Genomic DNA, 16,982 nt, shown 5'->3' with positions numbered 1-16,982 from the left:
CTTTTTTTATAGGATCAGCGTGCCGGCTGCTGTTCGGCAGGGCGCTGAGGTTTCTTTAATGTGAAGGATAGAAGTAAGCCGGCAAGCGCGATACAGGCTGCCACGATAAAAGCGGCGTTCATGCCGTGCAGAGCGGCGTGTTTCACATTTGTGGTTCCGGCATGGGCTGCCTGGTTGCTCATCACGGATACCAGAAGAGCAGTTCCGATGGAGCCGCCGACTTGGCGAACCGTATTATTCATCGCTGTTCCGTGCGGAATCAAGTGGCGCGGCAGCGCATTGATTCCGGCTGTTGTCACAGGCATCATAATCATCGCTGTCCCTAAGAGACGAACGGTATATAAAACGACAATCCAAGCCAGTGACGTATGATCAGTCAGCTGCATAAAAGGCAGTGACGTCAGGAAGATGATACAGAAACCTGCAATCGCCAGGCCTCTTCCGCCGACACGGTCAAAAATTCTTCCGATAATCGGGGACATAAAGCCCATCACAATGGCTCCCGGCAGAAGCATAAGCCCTGTATCAAAGGCTGTGACGTTTCGCACGTTTTGTGTATACAGCGGGAGAATGGTTTCCGTACCAATTAATAATGCAAAGACAAGGGTTCCCAGCAGGGTTGTTAAGCTGAAGATACCAAACGTAAATACGCGGAATTCCAGCATCGGTTTTTCAAGCTTCATCTGTCTTGTAATAAATAAGAGCAGCGCAATCACGCCCACAAGCAGTGAAATCAGAACCGTTGAGCTGGTCCATCCGTAAGAGCCGACGCTTGAGAAGCCATACAGCAGTCCGCCAAATCCAAGTGTCGACAGGATAACTGATAAAATATCAATCTGTGTTTTTCTTAATGTCGTCACGTTTTTCATAAGAATGATAGCGAGAAGCAAATCGATCACGGCAAACGGAAGAATGATATAAAACAATGATCTCCATGAGAAAGCTTCTACTGCCCATCCTGAAAGAGTCGGTCCGATCGCAGGCGCGAAGGAGATGACCAATCCGACCATACCCATAGCCTGGCCGCGCTTTTCAATCGGAAAGATTGTTAAAAATACTGTCTGCATGAGCGGCATCATAATGCCGGCTCCGGCCGCCTGAATGATACGGGCCGCCAGCAGAACCGGAAAGTTCGGGGCGAATGTGCCTACGATCGTTCCGGCAGTGAAAATGCTCATCGCCGTAATGAGAAGCGTACGGCTCGTGAATTTTTCAATTAGAAACGCGGTAATCGGAATTAAAATACCGTTCGTTAACATAAATGAAGTCGTCAGCCATTGGGCTTGGTTTGCATCTATATGAAAATCCCTCATGATATGGGGGAGAGCGGTAATTAACAGTGTCTGGTTCAAAATGGCGACAAACGCCCCGGCTAACAATATGCCGACAATAACAGAACGGTTAAACGGTTTTTTTTCAATACTTGTGTCCAATAAGATCCCTTCTTTTCTTTAAGTAATTAACAGTGTTTTTAACATCGAAATAGGCTGTGTTAAAACACCGGTTTGTTCCAGATAGCCAATCAGTGATTTCAGTAAAAAGGCGCGGGGCTCTTCCTTTTTTGCTTCCTCTTCCAGCATGGCTGCAGCAGATGCCAGCTCATCGATGTCATAATCCGCGGCGGGCAGGGAAGAGATGCCTTTATGTAATTCTTTCAGGCTTTCTGATAACAGGAGTGATTTATCCTTTGGCTGGTAGGAGGACGCCGATTGGATATAAAGCTCGATGGTCTCAGGCGGAAGCAGGGACTGCCGCGTTTCTCTGTTTTTGATAATCTGATTGAGGGTGCTGATGATAAACGCTGCAATCGGGTCAAGGTCAAGCGGTTTTTCCTCTATTTTGATCAGCATTAAAAATTCCCGCATCATGCCGTGAAGAATGATGACCAAATCCCATACAAAAGGGAGGATGGCTTCTCCATAGGCCTGAATCAGCGAATCCCGGTGCCAGCAGATAATCGTCGATCTGGTCTGATGGATATGCTGTTTTACACGGTCATTGTGCAGCTTGGGGTTTCCGTAGGTCAGCATATTAAAAAACTGCTGATTCCGTCTGAATCCTTCCAGCTCCATTTTGACCTTTTGAATCATGCGCTCCTCCGGTGTCAGCGCGGCATTTTCCTGCAGTCTTGATGCCGCGGCCACCATCTGCTTTTGGTTAAACGTCAGCAGCTCCAAAAGCAAATCTTCCTTGGATTGAAACAGCTTATATATAGATGCTTTTGACATCTTACATTCTTCCGCGATTGCCTGCATGGAAACCGACGTAAAATCCTTTTCAGAAAAAAGCTTCCGCGCGGCTAACAAGATTTCTGTTTTTTTATCAAGCATCTCATGGCTTCCTTCTTTCTTGAACAATAGAAAACCCATTGGTTCACAGAAAACCAATGAGTAACATTGATAAAATTTTACCAAATAAACAAAATGAAAGTCAATGGATTTTATCCGGACAAATAAAAAGGCCTGCCGGAATTCCGACAGGCCGTGGTGAGGCTTATTTTTCAACTTTAAACCCTTGTTTTTCGAGCATTTCACGAATATGCGGATAGTACAGGCGCTCATAGTATGAGGCGATCCCTTGTGACCAGTTTCGTGTTTCTTTTCCGTTGGTCCGGTTTTTCATGTATTCGGCCATTTGTTCATCATATGACTGAATGTGTGATGTCAGCTCGTCCTGCTGCAAATACGTTTCTTTATGATAAACCGCTGCCTTTGGAAGGCGAGGTTTTTTCGCTGAACGATCAGCAGGATGGCCGATGACAAGACCTGATACAGGGAAGACGTATTTCGGAAGCTGAAGCAGCTCGATCAGTTCATTTGGGTTTCCACGAACCGCGCCAATCGGAACAGTGCCAAGGCCGAGTGATTCAGCTGCCGCTGTCGCTGTGCCAAGTGCGATGCCGGCATCTACAGCGCCGACAAGAACGGATTCTAAACCGTTTGTGATTTCCATGTTGAAGTCATGCAGATCTTCAAGCGCAATTTTTGCCCGGTTGAAGTCTGCGCAGAAAAGCAAGAAAACCGGAGCTTGGTCAATCCAAGGCTGTCCGCCCGCCAGTTCGGAGATTTTCTTTTTCCGCTCTTTATCCTGAATCGCGATGACAGTCACTTGCTGCCCGTTGATAGAAGTAGGGGCTGATTGCACCGCTTGTATAATGTGGTCTAGCTGCTCTTCTGACACCGGCTCATCCGTATAGCTGCGGATGGAGCGGTGATCTGTTAATGATTTGATTACTTCGTTCATGTGAGACATCCTTTCTTTACTCGCTGAGCTCTGTGCGGACAACATCAAGAGGAGCGCTCAGCAGTTCTTTGCCTTTTGCTACAAACCCTTGGAAATGCGCAGTTTCATTGTGAGATTTCATCGCCGCTTCATCTTTCCATTGTTCAAGCATCACAAATGTATTTTCTTCGCCTACTTTTTCAAAAAGGTCGTATTGGGCGTTGCCTTCCTCGGCTCTTGAATGTTGAACCAGCGATTGTGCCTCGCTCAAAAATTCTTCGCGTTTTTCGGGTTTTACTTTGATATAAGCTTGTAATACGATCATGTAAATCTCCTCCATTTGTCTTTTAAATTTATTGTTCGAATTTGATCGAACTAAATGTACCATGTAATCAAAATCAGGTAAAGGAAAAACCCTCAAATAGTAAAATTGTCATTCTAATTGTTGTGTGATACATTTGTGTCATGAACATTCCAAACCATCCAGAAACAGAAACGTTGCAGCTGACAAAGGTTCTTCACGCACTGAGTGATCCGCTTCGTTTAGAGCTGGTGAAGCAATTGGCCGAAGCAAAAGAGAAAACGTGCGGCACCTGTGCTGATGTACAGGTTGCAAAGTCGACCTTGTCCCACCATTTTAAAGTGTTAAGAGAATCGGGCATCGCTCAAGTACGCATAGAAGGAAAGCGCCGTTATTATTCGCTTCGCACAGAAGATCTGGAAAGGGCATTTCCGGGCCTGCTTGAAGCAGTGCTGAACGTGGACCAGGAGCGCTGGTAAAAAATCCCCCAAACAGGGGATTTTTTTATGTCCCATAAACAGCGCGGCGAAGTCTTCGCACACCTTCCTGAATGTCCTCTTCCCTCAGCCGTGCAAAGCCGATGATGAGCGCGGGTTTGTCCGGCTGCGGACGGCTTTCTTTTAAGCGGAACCGGCTCATCCCGAAGATTTCAAGCTGCTGGGCGGCGGCATGCGCGAGTATCTCTTGTTCCGTGCGGCAGGTGTAAAATTCGGTGACGAAATGCAGTCCCGCATTTGCCCCTTTTACCGTGATCTCTCCTCTAAACTCTGATTCTAATGCGCTGATGAGGCGTTCTCTCTTTTCTTTATAATGCTGCTTCATTTTTTTTATATGCTTCTGATATTCTCCGGACTCGATAAATTCCTGCAAGGCGATCTGTGTGAGCGACGAGCAGGTCTGCAGGTCATAACCCCGCTTTTTGTAACCCCGTAACAGCTCCGGCGGCAGCACCATGTAGCTGATCCGCAATCCGGGAAGAAGTGATTTTGAAAAGGTGCCCATATAGATGACATTTTGAAAGCGGTCGAGGCTTTGGAGCGCCGGGATACTGTCTACGTCATATTTAAACTCGCTGTCATAATCATCCTCAATAATATAGCGGCTCGGCTGTTCCGCTGCCCAGTTCAGCAGCTGAATTCTCCGGGATACAGGCATAATCGTTCCGGCCGGGAATTGATGCGAAGGGGTAGTGATTAATACATCTGGCTTCTGTCTGATGATTTCAGAAATGGATATCCCTTTTTTATCAAGCATAATCGTCTTCACCTGTTTTCCGGTATGTTGCAAAAGCTGGTACATTCGCCTGTAACCAGGCTCCTCCATCGCATACACCGCATCCTGAGGCAAAAGCTCCGTCAGCAGCTGCATCAGCACCTGAGTGCCCGCCCCGATGACGATTTGTTCCGGCCGGCATTTCACCCCCCGCGTCAGAGAGATGAGCCTTGTAATGGCGGCTCTTACCTCATATATGCCTTGCGGATGAGACATGTCGCCGAGCGTGCGGGATGAGCGGGCAGCCGCTTTTTGCTCACAGCGAAACCAGCTTTTCATTGGAAAATGATCTGTATCGGCACTCATATGTGAAAATGATATCCAATCGCTTTGATCAATATGAACCTCTTTCAGGTCATCCGGCAGTGAAGATGAGGGCTGTTCCTCAGAGGAAAATGTGTCCAGGTGTTCCACGAAAAAACCCTTTCTTTCTTCAGCGTATAAATACCCTTCCGCGAGCAGCTGCTGGTAGGCTGAATTCACAGAGTTTACGCTGACCTTCAGTTTTTCAGCCAGCTCTCGTTTGGAGGGAACCTTCGAGTGGGGCAGCAGATTACGGCTGAGGATTTCGTTTTTTAGTTTTTGATAAATCTGCTGATAGATATAATCAGCTTTTTCTGAGCGATCGAGCGTGATTGTGATGTCCATTACGGTGTCTCCTTCTGATACCATTAAAAAGTTATAATTGGTACTTTTCATCATACCAAAAAGAAGTCAGAATGATAAGAAAACAATGACAGTGGGGGAATTCACATGAGTCAAACAACCGCATCAACTTTCACTACCGCAGAGTGGCAGCAAAAACGGGACCAATTTGTCTCAAAGGGCGTGAGCAACGGAAACCGCAGCCTGGCGGTAAAAGGAGAGGGAGCAGAGCTGTATGATTTGGACGGCCGAAGATTTATTGATTTTGCTGGCGCCATTGGAACCTTAAACGTCGGACACTCGCATCCGAAGGTGGTAGAAGCTGTGAAGCGGCAGGCGGAGGAGCTGATCCATCCCGGCTTTAACGTCATGATGTATCCGTCTTATATTGAATTAGCTGAAAAGCTTTGCGGCATTGCGCCTGGCACTCATGAGAAAAAAGCGATTTTCCTCAACTCCGGAGCGGAAGCGGTGGAAAATGCAGTGAAAATCGCCAGAAAGTATACCAAGCGCCAAGGCGTTGTCTCGTTTACACGCGGGTTCCACGGACGCACGAATATGACAATGAGCATGACAAGCAAGGTGAAGCCGTACAAATTCGGTTTTGGTCCATTTGCATCTGAGGTATACCAGGCGCCGTTTCCATATTATTATCAGAAGCCTGCCGGACTGAGTGACGATGCATATGACGATATGGTCATTCAAGCGTTCAATGACTTCTTTATCGCAGCCGTTGCTCCTGAAACGGTAGCGTGTGTTGTGATGGAGCCGGTGCAGGGAGAAGGCGGATTCATTATTCCTTCTAAACGGTTTGTGCAGCATGTTGCTTCCTTCTGTAAAGAACACGGCATCGTCTTTGTAGCCGATGAAATCCAAACCGGATTTGCCAGAACGGGTACTTATTTCGCGATTGAGCATTTTGATGTCGTCCCAGATCTAATCACGGTTTCGAAATCTCTTGCGGCCGGTCTGCCGTTAAGCGGTGTGATCGGACGCGCGGAAATGCTTGATGCGGCGGCGCCCGGAGAGCTCGGCGGCACATATGCGGGAAGTCCGCTTGGGTGCGCGGCGGCATTGGCAGTTTTGGATATTATTGAAGTAGAAGGATTGAATAAACGTTCTGAGGAAATCGGCAGGATCATTGAAGAAAAAGCGCTTGAATGGAAAACAGAATACCCGTGTATCGGCGACATCCGCAGACTTGGGGCGATGGCAGCAATCGAGATCGTCAAAGACCCTGAAACACGTGAACCTGATAAAGCGAAAGCGGCAGCGATCGCAGCGTACGCGAATCAAAACGGGTTGCTGCTGCTGACAGCCGGAATCAACGGCAATATCATCCGCTTCCTGACGCCGCTGGTTATTTCAGATGACCTTCTGAATGAAGGGCTCCACATTGTGGAAGCAGGTCTGCGAGCTTAATCATTGGAAAGAATACGCACGGGTCTGCTATCATTTTAAGTAAATCCAAGAATAGAAAGGAATGTTCAATATGCCAGATCAATTAACGGTCTACAACCCGGCTACAGGCGAGGCGATCAAAACGATTCCTCAGCAATCAGCCAAAGAAGTAGAAGAAGCCATTGAACGTTCACATCAAGCGTTTAAATCATGGTCTAAAACATCAGCGAACGAAAGAGCGTCTCTGTTGAAAAAGTGGTATGAGCTCATCGTTGAACATAAAGAAGAACTCGCAGATTTAATCACGAAGGAAAATGGAAAACCGTACCAGGAAGCTGTCGGCGAGGTACTATACGGCGCTGGTTATATCGAATGGTTCGCAGAGGAAGCGAAGCGTGTGTACGGAAGAACCGTTCCGGCTCCGACAACCGGAAAACGAATTGTCGTAACGCGCCAGGCCGTCGGCCCAGTTGCCGCGATTACGCCTTGGAATTTTCCAAATGCGATGATTACACGTAAAGCGGCGCCTGCTCTTGCTGCCGGCTGTACGTTTATTATCAAGCCGGCGCCTGATACACCGCTGTCAGCCTATGAACTTGCACGTCTCGCATACGAAGCAGGCATACCAAAAGACGTGCTTCAGGTTGTCATCGGTGATGGCGAGGAGATCGGAAACGTTTTTACAAGCAGTCCGAAAATCCGCAAAATCACCTTTACAGGATCAACACCTGTAGGGAAAATCCTGATGAAAAACAGCGCGGATACTGTGAAACACGTATCCATGGAGCTCGGCGGACATGCCCCGCTGATTGTGGATGAAGATGCAAACATTGATCTTGCTGTTGAACAGGCAATGGTGTCCAAATACCGAAACGCGGGTCAGACTTGCGTATGCGCCAACCGGCTCATTGTCCATGAATCCATCAAAGATGAGTTTGCTGCGAAACTGAGCGAGCAAGTATCGAAGCTGAAGGTTGGAAACGGACTTGAGGAAGGCGTTAACGTCGGTCCGATTATCAACAAAAGGGGCTTTGAAAAAATCGTCAGCCAAATTGATGATGCGGTTGAAAAAGGAGCGAAGGTTGTTGCTGGGGGCACTTATGAACGAAACGATGATAAAGGATGCTACTTTGTCAATCCGACAGTGCTCGCTGACGTCGATACGTCCATGAATATCATGCACGAGGAAACCTTTGGCCCTGTTGCGCCAATCGTCACTTTTACAGATATTGATGAAGCCATTGAGCTCGCCAACGATACACCGTACGGACTGGCTGCTTATTTCTTCACAGAAAACTACCGTCGCGGCATTTATATTTCCGAGAACCTCGAATACGGAATTATCGGCTGGAATGACGGAGGGCCGTCCGCGGTTCAAGCTCCGTTCGGCGGAATGAAAGAAAGCGGAATCGGCCGTGAAGGCGGTTCAGAAGGTATTGAACCATATCTCGAAACAAAATATATGTCCATCGGTTTATAAAGAAAATGATATGCTCCTAAAGAGGTGCCGGAAAATCCGGCACCTCTTTTTGTGTTTCAGCGAATAAACACATCAATTCCAGCCAAAATAACAGCAAATACATTTTGAAAGAAGGTTCCCCAACAATGGATTTAATACTGGCTCTTCTCCCTGCTTTGTTTTGGGGGAGCATTGTTCTCTTCAATGTTAAATTAGGCGGCGGGCCTTACAGCCAAACATTGGGAACGACGATCGGGGCGTTAATTGTTTCTATCGTTATTTATTTGTTTGTCCAACCCGTCCTGTCCATGCGCATTTTTATCGTTGGAATTATATCCGGCTTATTTTGGTCACTTGGGCAGAGCAACCAGCTCAAAAGCATTCAGTTAATGGGTGTGTCCAAAACGATGCCGATTTCTACGGGGATGCAACTTGTTTCCACCTCACTGTTCGGTGTCATCGTTTTCCGAGAGTGGTCAACACCGATTGCGATTACACTTGGAATCCTCGCTCTTATCTTTATTATTGTCGGTATCGTTCTCACGTCATTAGAAGATAAGAAAGACAAAAAAGATGGAGAGCCGAGCAACTTAAAAAAGGGCATTTTAATCCTTCTTGTCTCTACACTGGGATATTTGATTTATGTTGTTGTCGCAAGGTTGTTCAATGTATCTGGATGGTCGGCCCTGTTGCCGCAGGCGATCGGGATGGTCATTGGAGGGGTCATACTAACCTATAAGCACAAGCCCTTCAATAAGTATGCCATCAGAAATATTCTCCCGGGCTTAATCTGGGCAGGTGGAAATATGTTTTTGTTTATTTCTCAGCCGAAAGTCGGCGTTGCCACAAGCTTTTCTCTTTCTCAAATGGGAATTGTCATCTCGACGCTTGGCGGTATTTTTATCCTGCGTGAAAAGAAATCAAAACGCCAGCTGATTGCGATTGCGATCGGGATTGCACTGATTATTGCGGCTGCCGTATTCTTAGGAATCGCCAAAACGAATTCATAACAATTAAGGAGGATGGATATGTATCCGGATTTAAAAGGAAAAGTCGTCGCTATTACAGGAGCTGCTTCAGGACTAGGAAAGGCAATGGCCATTCGCTTCGGCAAGGAGCAGGCAAAAGTTGTAATCAACTACTACAGTAACAAGCAGGATCCAAACGAGGTAAAAGAAGAGGTCATCAAGGCAGGCGGTGAAGCCATTGTCGTCCAAGGAGACGTAACGAAAGAGGAAGATGTAAAAAACATCGTCCAAACAGCGATTAAAGAGTTTGGCACACTCGATATTATGATTAATAATGCCGGTCTTGAAAATCCCGTACCGTCTCATGAAATGCCGCTCAAGGATTGGGAAAAAGTCATCAGCACGAACTTAACAGGCGCCTTTTTAGGAAGCCGTGAAGCGATTAAATATTTTGTTGAAAATGATATCAAAGGAAGCGTCATTAATATGTCGAGCGTCCATGAAGTGATTCCTTGGCCATTATTTGTTCACTATGCGGCAAGTAAAGGTGGAATCAAGCTGATGACGGAAACATTGGCACTGGAATATGCGCCGAAAGGCATTCGTGTCAACAATATCGGGCCTGGCGCGATCAACACGCCAATCAATGCTGAAAAATTTGCTGATCCTAAGCAGAGAGCAGATGTTGAAAGCATGATTCCGATGGGATATATCGGTGAACCGGAGGAAATTGCGGCAGTGGCAGCCTGGCTTGCTTCGAAGGAAGCCAGCTACGTCACAGGCATTACGTTATTCGCGGACGGCGGTATGACACAATACCCTTCATTCCAGGCAGGACGCGGATAAATCAAAAAAGCGATCCAGAACTCATCTGGATCGCTTTTTCTTTAGGCGCGCTTTTTCTTTACAAGAGCTGCAACAGATAAAATAATAGCGGCTGCAGACAGCACAATTGCTGTTATATCAAGAGCCGATGAACCTGAGTCTGCAGAAGCAGAATCATCTTTCGTTTGAGTGGCGCCGTGCTCGTCTGTTACTTCTTTGGATGTAGTGATTTTTGTAATGGCATGAGGCGTATCCGCATCTTCATCGCCTGTCCATTCAACAATGCTGCCGTCTTTGTAATATTGATAAGCATCCCAAGCGGCTTCCTCCGCTTTATCAGGGTTTTTGGCAACAAAGGTAAACTGCTGGAACTGGCCTTCCTGAATGCCCCCGCCAGTGGCTTCCCACGTCACGGACACTGATTTGTCGTCGTGTTTTGCAGTAGACACCTTCCAGCCCGGAACCGGTTCGTATTGCTGGAACTCAACATTCTTTGGCATTTTTAAAACAACCTTTGTTGTCGGCTGATTTTTTTCGGAAGGAACCTTCATTGTGTAGGTCTCCCATGAGCCTGCGGCTGATTCTACCGGTTTTACAGACACGTGCGCGCTGGCAGGCGCCGTAAAGAATAAAAGAGAGCCGATAACAGCTGGACATAGTGTGAATGCGATTTTTTTAAACAATTCAAACACTCCTTAATTTGTCTTTGTAAACATGATATTGATTTCGTTAAAGTCGCCGGTCAATCCGTGGACTTTGATCTTCCAGTTTCCCTTTTCATTAATAGACAGGTTTTCAGTCTGGAAGATGCCATCTGTTTTTTCTTTCAACTGAAACGTGCTTTTGTTTTTACTGCCTGACAGTCCCGTTTTATAAACGGTCAAGGTGATTTGCTGAATGTTTTTTGCTAGGTCTCCGTTATGATCGGTAACCCTGAGTTCAAACACGTTTTTGCCGGGCTGGTTCGGGCTGATGCTGAGAGATACACTTTGCCCGTTTTCAATCGCTTTGGTTTGATAAAACGGTTCCGGTGCAGGCTCAGGCGGACTTGGCAGACTTGTAAATACGGCGGCTGTGATCAGGACAGCGATGCCGATTGCCCATTCCGCTTTTAGCGTGCGGGTGATTTTGGACCCCTGCCGTTTTCTGGTGAGCAGAAAATGAATACCGCCCAGAATCAGCATCAAAACAAACAGTCCGCTTTTGACTAACAAGGCTTGGCCGTACGCCGTATGGAAAAGAGAATCCATTGACCGGATGATGAAAAATCCATTGAGCAAGCCCGAGAACAAAATGACACCGACTGCAGTGAGCGCCCATGGAGAGAACCGTTTTACCGTCTCCCATGCAAGCGTCTTGTCCTGCTGTCTCCACTCCTGTGACAGCAGGAAAACGATGGCCGCTATTCCGCCGACCCAGATAGAGGCGGAGGATAAATGTAGGAAATCCATCAGGATACCGACCGTTTTTTCTTCTACAACAGCGGCATGTCCGGTAAACGCTTTGGCAAGCAGAAGACCGAAAAAGAAAATGAGCGGCGCCGTCCAATATGCGAAGGACGCAAAGCGCTTTTTGCGTAACACTGGGATGGCAGAAAGGACGAGCAGTACGTACAGCACGGCTTGAATCATCCAAATTGTGCCTCCCGCGGTTTCAAACAGCGTTTCTTTCATATACCCCGGCTGAAAGGCATTGGCCCAGCCGCCGCCTGTATTTGCTTTTGTCTGTAACGGAAGCTGAAGGAGGAGCGCCAGTCCCAGCACAGTGACTGAGATGACAAGCAAACGCTTCGTCCGTTTGGCGAGGTTTTTTCCGTCCCCTTTATACCAGAAGAGATGGAAGAAAACGGTCCCGATAAACAGAGAAAAGGCTGTATACAGAATGGCACGATCTGCAGCTGTTCCCGGATTAAGCGCTGAGCTCGATGTTTTCTGGCTGCTGAACCCTCCTTCCGCTTTGCCGATGCTGAACGGAATGACGCCGGAAACAGGGTGCCCGTCTGCCGAAACGGCATTCCATTCCGCTCTGTACACGTCATGAGGCAGATTTTTTTTCAGCTTCACGGTCATGATGTGATTGTTGTCTTTTTTGATTTCTGTTTTGTCCGTATCCACCCGGTCACCGTCTGAATTATAGACTTTAATGTAGTGAAAGCCTTCTTCAACAGGTTCATTAAATTCAATGTCCACCTGTGCGGGAGCGCTTTTTAATTCACTGTTTTCTCCGGGTGAAGATTTGACAATATAGGCGTGAGCAAAGCTTGTTTTCGGCAGGAAAACAAGAAAAAGCAGAAGGAAGATCCACCATCTGTTTCGTTGCATTACTCAGACACCACCTTCCGCTAGTTATGTTGTGTTATTTCTTGGTGCAGGTGCAGCGTTTTTTTCTGTCCCGTAGCATGTCTTCCAGCGCTTGATCGAAAGTGCGGACGGCTCCGCCGAATCCTTTTTGAAACCGTTCAGCATGGTCAAGAGTCGCAAACGGTATGGCCTGCGGCTGGCAGCAGTGCAGATTTAATTCGGCGTTTACAACAAAATAAGCCGAAGCGGCACTGACCGTAGTTTGTAACAGAAAGTCTCTGCAAATCAAATGAGAAACCTCTTCCGTTTTATCTGCATACCGCAAAAACGCGCAATGTGCGCAGCACAGCTGTTCAATGTCTTGTGTCACCGTGATCAGCTGGACCGAATAAGCTTGATTCGCTGGCTTCAGGCAATAGCTGCACATGTGATCAGTCTGAGGCGCTCGGACTGGGAGTGTGATGCCGCCGGCTGTTTTCATCACCTGGTTTGATTGGACGAGCTGATTCACATCTCTGTATACCGTCATTTCTGACACACCGAACCGTTGACTGATATCAGAAATTCTTAGGGCGCCTTCTTCTTTCAGCCACTCAAGTATGTGCTGCTGTCTATTAATCGGAAGCATTCATACATCCCCTTCATTAAGATCTTCTTAAGCGTAGAGGATTTCAGAGACCGAGACAAGTATGCTGATGATAAAAAATGTGAAAATGTGTTGAACGGTAACAAAACGAAACATAATGGTCTCTGGTATAATGGACATATGAATGGAGAGTGAAATACCATATGAAAGAAACTGTATGCCCGAACTGCGGCAAACCTTTGACAGGCGATATGGTCAGATCGTCGAATGTCCCGTGCCAATTTCGCTGCGGACACTGCCGGGAACGGCTTTATGAATATAAAGTATCAGCACCGATTATGCTGGTATCATTAGCAGTCATCGTGCTGCTCATTTATCTGATGCTGCTCCTTCGCAATGCGGCAGGCTCAATGATTCCGGCTGTTCAGCATGTGCCGATGGCTGTTTTTGCACTTGTGTGCGCCTATCCCGTTTTTATTGTAAGTGAGCGGATGATCGCAAAGTACGTAATTCAAAACGGAAACATTATTTATAGAGGAAAGAGAAAAGGCTCCTGATATCAGGAGCCTTCAGCGTGTCGACAAACCCTCGCATTCGTTGTCAGGCCTGCGCGTCGGTGCTCACGAATTAGAACATTCGCTGTGCTCCGATGCTCGTCCTTCCTAGACTTCAAGGGTTTTCAATCACGCTGAGAAGATGACAAAATGCTAAAATGAAAACCATTTTAGCATTTTGTCAACAATTTGTAGGCTCCTGATACCAGGAGCCTTTTTATTTTTAAAAAATTGTCACACCCATGTGCCAAAGTCCTCTTTACTTTCAATTGTATAGGGACTGTAAGCGTTTTAATATAGAGTCAAAGGGAAGCATCATTCTCTGACATTATCATTCTTTTAGCGACAAACAAAACAGGGAGGTTTATATATGCAGCAAGAACAGCAGCAAGGCGGCATGAAAGTGAAAGTTCAGCGTTTCGGCAGTTATTTGAGCGGAATGATTATGCCAAATATCGGCGCGTTTATCGCTTGGGGCATCATTACCGCGCTGTTTATTCCGGCGGGATGGTTTCCGAATGAACAGCTGAATACACTTGTCAGCCCGATGATTACGTATTTACTGCCGCTTTTGATAGCGTATACAGGCGGAAAAATGATTTACGACCACCGCGGCGGAGTCGTCGGAGCGACAGCGGCGATCGGTGTGATTGTCGGATCGGATATTCCAATGTTTTTAGGTGCAATGATCATGGGGCCGCTTGGCGGATACCTCATTAAACAGATTGATAAATTGTTCAAGGATAAAGTCAAACAAGGCTTTGAAATGCTGATCAACAACTTTACGGCAGGGATAGTCGGTGCGGCTTTGACGATTCTCGCGTTTTACGCCATCGGTCCGGTTGTCCTGACGTTAAACAAATTGCTGGCAGCTGGTGTGGAAGTCATTGTACACGCTAATTTGCTGCCTATTGCAAGTATTTTTGTAGAGCCGGCGAAAGTGTTGTTCCTAAATAACGCCATTAACCATGGAATCTTAAGCCCAATCGGAATCGAGCAGGCAGCCCAAACGGGAAAGTCGATTCTGTTCTTAGTAGAAGCAAACCCTGGGCCAGGACTCGGCATTTTACTCGCGTATATGTTCTTTGGCAAAGGATCTTCAAAATCAACGGCTCCTGGAGCGGCAATCATTCACTTCTTCGGAGGGATTCACGAAATTTACTTCCCGTATATTTTGATGAAACCGGCCTTGATTCTGGCAGCGATTGCGGGCGGAGCAAGCGGACTCCTAACGTTCTCTATCTTTAATGCCGGTCTAGTTGCAGCTTCGTCACCGGGCAGCATTATCGCATTGATGGCAATGACGCCAAGAGGCGGATACCTCGGCGTATTGGCGGGTGTATTAGTAGCTGCGGCTGTTTCGTTCATCGTATCAGCAGTGATCCTGAAATCCTCAAAAGCAAGCGAAGAAGACCTCGCTGCCGCAACAGAAAAAATGCAGTCCATGAAGGGGAAGAAAAGCCAAGCAGCAGCTGCTTTAGAGGCGGAACAAGCCAAAGCAGAGGAAGCGTCTGAGCTGTCTCCTGAAAGCGTGAACAAAATTATCTTTGCGTGTGATGCGGGAATGGGATCAAGTGCGATGGGGGCATCCATCTTAAGAAACAAAGTGAAAAAAGCGGAGCTTGACATCAGTGTGACCAACACGGCCATTAACAATCTGCCAAGCGACGCGGATATTGTTATCACCCACAAAGATTTAACAGACCGCGCGAAAGCAAAGCTGCCGAACGCGACGCACATCTCAGTGGATAACTTCTTAAACAGCCCGAAATACGACGAGCTGATTGAAAAGCTGAAAAAGTAATCTTATAGAAAGAGAGTGATACTCATGCAAGTACTCGCAAAAGAAAACATCAAACTCAATCAAACGGTTGCAACAAAAGAAGAAGCGATCAGATTGGCCGGCCAAACACTGATTGACAACGGCTACGTGACAGACGATTATATTGAAAAAATGTTTGAACGGGAAGAAACATCTTCTACCTTCATGGGGAATTTTATTGCCATTCCCCACGGCACAGAAGATGCCAAAAGCGAAGTGCTTCACTCAGGAATTTCTATCATTCAAATTCCTGGCGGAGTAGAGTATGGAGAAGGAAACACAGCTAAAGTCGTATTCGGCATTGCCGGAAAAAATAACGAGCATTTAGACATTTTGTCAAACATCGCCATCATCTGCTCAGAAGAAGAAAACATTGAACGCCTGATTTCTGCGAAAAGTGAAGAAGATTTGATCGCGATTTTCAACGAGGTGAACTAGCATGATTGCCTTACATTTCGGTGCGGGAAATATCGGGAGAGGCTTTATCGGTGCGCTGCTTCACCACTCCGGCTATGAAGTGGTGTTCGCGGATGTAAATGACACGATGGTCGGCCTCCTTAATGAAAAACGGGCATACACTGTTGAACTCGCAGAAGAAGGGCGTTCGTCAGAGGTGATCGGCCCGGTCCGCGCCATCAACAGCGGCAGCCAGCCGGAGGAGCTGTATCGGCTGATCAATGAGGCGGCGCTCATCACAACGGCGGTCGGCCCGAATGTGTTAAAGCTAATTGCTCCGTCCATCGCAGAAGGTTTAAGACGGAGAAGCTGTACTGACACGCTGAATATCATTGCCTGTGAAAATATGATTGGCGGAAGCAGCTTCTTAAAAAAAGAAGTATACAGCCACTTAACAGAGGCGGAGCAGGAGGCTGTCGGCAAAACTATCGGATTCCCGAATTCCGCCGTTGACCGAATCGTGCCGATTCAGCATCATGAAGATCCGCTCAAAGTGTCGGTTGAGCCGTTCTTTGAATGGGTCATCGACGAATCAGGCTTTATCGGGGAAACACCGGCAATAAAAGGTGCGCTGTTTGTTGATGATTTAACGCCGTACATCGAACGAAAGCTGTTTACCGTTAATACCGGCCATGCTGTAACGGCCTATGTCGGCTATCAGCGCGGATTAAAAACGATAAAAGAAGCGATCGATCACCCGGAGATCCGCCGAGTTGTTCACTCGGCGCTGCTTGAAACCGGTGATTATCTCATCAAAACGTACGGATTTAAGCAATCAGAGCACGAGCAATATATTAAAAAAATCATCGGCCGCTTTGAGAATGAATTTATCACTGACGATGTGACCCGTGTGGCGAGATCGCCGCTCAGAAAGCTTGGAGAAAATGACAGGCTTGTAGGTCCGGCGAAGAAAATCAAAGCGCCGAATGCACTGGCTGAAGGCATTGCGGCGGCGCTGCGATTCGACTTTGCCGGTGATCCGGAAGCGGTCGAGCTGCAAGCGCTGATCGCGGAAAAAGGATACAGCGGAGTGCTTCACGAGGTATGCGGTATCCCGTCCCATGAACCGCTCCATGCCATCGTTTTAAAAAAACTGAATCAATAACCGACCCGTGACAGCACGTCACGGGCTTTTTTTACCATCTCGCAATCTAGTATAATAGAAAACGCT

Annotated in this window: 16 protein-coding genes and 1 pseudogene; 9 read left to right on the top strand and 8 right to left on the bottom strand. The window is 47.1% G+C overall.

The features are described 5' to 3' along the window. Positions 1-14: 14 nt before the first annotated feature. From V6D42_RS17400 to V6D42_RS17385, 4 genes are all read right to left on the bottom strand, one after another. Positions 15-1,433 (bottom strand): MDR family MFS transporter, encoded by a 1,419-nt coding sequence (locus V6D42_RS17400; RefSeq protein ID WP_333514067.1) that lies wholly within the window; start codon positions 1,431-1,433, stop codon positions 15-17. An 18-nt stretch (positions 1,434-1,451) separates the two neighbouring features. After that, positions 1,452-2,330, bottom strand: coding sequence for a TetR/AcrR family transcriptional regulator (locus V6D42_RS17395; RefSeq protein ID WP_333514066.1), 879 nt, complete (start codon positions 2,328-2,330; stop codon positions 1,452-1,454). A gap of 163 nt (positions 2,331-2,493) precedes the next feature. Next, positions 2,494-3,243 (bottom strand): NADPH-dependent oxidoreductase, encoded by a 750-nt coding sequence (locus V6D42_RS17390; protein ID WP_010333031.1) that lies wholly within the window; start codon positions 3,241-3,243, stop codon positions 2,494-2,496. Positions 3,244-3,259: 16 nt separating this feature from the next. Next, the gene (locus V6D42_RS17385) at positions 3,260-3,547 is read right to left on the bottom strand and encodes a putative quinol monooxygenase (protein WP_003225015.1); all 288 of its coding nucleotides are present in this window, start codon (positions 3,545-3,547) and stop codon (positions 3,260-3,262) included. A 140-nt stretch (positions 3,548-3,687) separates the two neighbouring features. Here V6D42_RS17385 and V6D42_RS17380 point away from each other — a divergent pair, with 140 nt between their 5' ends. Then, positions 3,688-4,002: an ArsR/SmtB family transcription factor gene (locus tag V6D42_RS17380; protein WP_103671931.1), complete on the top strand. Its 315-nt coding sequence runs from the start codon at positions 3,688-3,690 to the stop codon at positions 4,000-4,002. Positions 4,003-4,005: 3 nt separating this feature from the next. On the opposite strand, the pseudogene gabR reads toward V6D42_RS17380, so the two are convergent. Continuing rightward, a pseudogene (gabR, locus tag V6D42_RS17375) lies at positions 4,006-5,443 on the bottom strand (MocR-like transcriptional regulator GabR); the annotation flags it as partial. A gap of 105 nt (positions 5,444-5,548) precedes the next feature. Between gabR and gabT the strand changes: the two are divergent. From gabT to gdh, 4 genes are all read left to right on the top strand, one after another. Continuing rightward, the gene (gabT, locus tag V6D42_RS17370) at positions 5,549-6,862 is read left to right on the top strand and encodes a 4-aminobutyrate--2-oxoglutarate transaminase (RefSeq protein ID WP_229149902.1); all 1,314 of its coding nucleotides are present in this window, start codon (positions 5,549-5,551) and stop codon (positions 6,860-6,862) included. A 70-nt stretch (positions 6,863-6,932) separates the two neighbouring features. Continuing rightward, positions 6,933-8,321, top strand: a complete 1,389-nt coding sequence (gabD, locus tag V6D42_RS17365; RefSeq protein ID WP_101860987.1) for a succinate-semialdehyde dehydrogenase — start codon at positions 6,933-6,935, stop codon at positions 8,319-8,321. Positions 8,322-8,446: 125 nt separating this feature from the next. Further along, positions 8,447-9,310, top strand: coding sequence for a glucose uptake protein GlcU (gene glcU, locus V6D42_RS17360; protein ID WP_333514065.1), 864 nt, complete (start codon positions 8,447-8,449; stop codon positions 9,308-9,310). An 18-nt stretch (positions 9,311-9,328) separates the two neighbouring features. Further along, entirely contained in the window at positions 9,329-10,114 is a 786-nt protein-coding gene (gene gdh / locus V6D42_RS17355; protein ID WP_010333037.1) for a glucose 1-dehydrogenase, read from the top strand. Between the two features lie 41 nt (positions 10,115-10,155). On the opposite strand, the gene V6D42_RS17350 is transcribed toward gdh, so the two are convergent. The 3 genes from V6D42_RS17350 to ycnK are packed head-to-tail and all read right to left on the bottom strand — an operon-like array spanning position 10,156 to position 13,021. Further along, complete coding sequence (locus tag V6D42_RS17350) at positions 10,156-10,776, bottom strand: YcnI family copper-binding membrane protein (RefSeq protein WP_229149912.1); 621 nt, start codon at positions 10,774-10,776, stop codon at positions 10,156-10,158. Between the two features lie 12 nt (positions 10,777-10,788). Beyond that, positions 10,789-12,414 (bottom strand): copper resistance CopC/CopD family protein, encoded by a 1,626-nt coding sequence (locus V6D42_RS17345; protein ID WP_333514064.1) that lies wholly within the window; start codon positions 12,412-12,414, stop codon positions 10,789-10,791. A gap of 34 nt (positions 12,415-12,448) precedes the next feature. After that, entirely contained in the window at positions 12,449-13,021 is a 573-nt protein-coding gene (gene ycnK, locus V6D42_RS17340) for a copper uptake transcriptional regulator YcnK (protein ID WP_326201341.1), read from the bottom strand. Between the two features lie 161 nt (positions 13,022-13,182). Here ycnK and V6D42_RS17335 point away from each other — a divergent pair, with 161 nt between their 5' ends. The 4 genes from V6D42_RS17335 (at position 13,183) to V6D42_RS17320 (ending at position 16,916) form a co-directional block, all read left to right on the top strand. Then, a complete protein-coding gene (locus V6D42_RS17335) occupies positions 13,183-13,536 on the top strand; it encodes a hypothetical protein (protein ID WP_326201338.1) in 354 nt (117 codons plus the stop codon). Between the two features lie 367 nt (positions 13,537-13,903). Beyond that, a complete protein-coding gene (locus V6D42_RS17330) occupies positions 13,904-15,337 on the top strand; it encodes a PTS mannitol transporter subunit IICB (protein WP_333514063.1) in 1,434 nt (477 codons plus the stop codon). 24 nt (positions 15,338-15,361) lie between these two features. Next, positions 15,362-15,793, top strand: a complete 432-nt coding sequence (locus V6D42_RS17325) for a PTS sugar transporter subunit IIA (protein ID WP_059291950.1) — start codon at positions 15,362-15,364, stop codon at positions 15,791-15,793. 1 nt (position 15,794) lies between these two features. Beyond that, entirely contained in the window at positions 15,795-16,916 is a 1,122-nt protein-coding gene (locus tag V6D42_RS17320; protein ID WP_333514062.1) for a mannitol-1-phosphate 5-dehydrogenase, read from the top strand. Positions 16,917-16,982: the final 66 nt, after the last annotated feature.

Origin of the sequence: Bacillus sp. 0909A (assembly GCF_036765115.1) — a bacterium.
GTDB lineage: Bacteria > Bacillota > Bacilli > Bacillales > Bacillaceae > Bacillus > Bacillus mojavensis.
Note: the sequence above shows the minus strand (reverse complement) of the source record. Positions and strands in the feature narration are given on the sequence as shown.

Excerpts from the sequence above, each read along its gene's own strand:
- V6D42_RS17335 (WP_326201338.1), top strand. The coding sequence starts at position 13,183 with ATGAAAGAAACTGTATGCCCGAACTGCGGCAAACCTTTGACAGGCGAT.
- V6D42_RS17345 (WP_333514064.1), bottom strand. The coding sequence starts at position 12,414 with ATGCAACGAAACAGATGGTGGATCTTCCTTCTGCTTTTTCTTGTTTTC.
- V6D42_RS17325 (WP_059291950.1), top strand. The coding sequence starts at position 15,362 with ATGCAAGTACTCGCAAAAGAAAACATCAAACTCAATCAAACGGTTGCA.
- gdh (WP_010333037.1), top strand. The coding sequence starts at position 9,329 with ATGTATCCGGATTTAAAAGGAAAAGTCGTCGCTATTACAGGAGCTGCT.
- V6D42_RS17320 (WP_333514062.1), top strand. The coding sequence starts at position 15,795 with ATGATTGCCTTACATTTCGGTGCGGGAAATATCGGGAGAGGCTTTATC.
- glcU (WP_333514065.1), top strand. The coding sequence starts at position 8,447 with ATGGATTTAATACTGGCTCTTCTCCCTGCTTTGTTTTGGGGGAGCATT.
- gabT (WP_229149902.1), top strand. The coding sequence starts at position 5,549 with ATGAGTCAAACAACCGCATCAACTTTCACTACCGCAGAGTGGCAGCAA.
- V6D42_RS17330 (WP_333514063.1), top strand. The coding sequence starts at position 13,904 with ATGCAGCAAGAACAGCAGCAAGGCGGCATGAAAGTGAAAGTTCAGCGT.
- V6D42_RS17395 (WP_333514066.1), bottom strand. The coding sequence starts at position 2,330 with ATGCTTGATAAAAAAACAGAAATCTTGTTAGCCGCGCGGAAGCTTTTT.
- V6D42_RS17385 (WP_003225015.1), bottom strand. The coding sequence starts at position 3,547 with ATGATCGTATTACAAGCTTATATCAAAGTAAAACCCGAAAAACGCGAA.
- gabD (WP_101860987.1), top strand. The coding sequence starts at position 6,933 with ATGCCAGATCAATTAACGGTCTACAACCCGGCTACAGGCGAGGCGATC.
- V6D42_RS17390 (WP_010333031.1), bottom strand. The coding sequence starts at position 3,243 with ATGAACGAAGTAATCAAATCATTAACAGATCACCGCTCCATCCGCAGC.
- V6D42_RS17380 (WP_103671931.1), top strand. The coding sequence starts at position 3,688 with ATGAACATTCCAAACCATCCAGAAACAGAAACGTTGCAGCTGACAAAG.
- ycnK (WP_326201341.1), bottom strand. The coding sequence starts at position 13,021 with ATGCTTCCGATTAATAGACAGCAGCACATACTTGAGTGGCTGAAAGAA.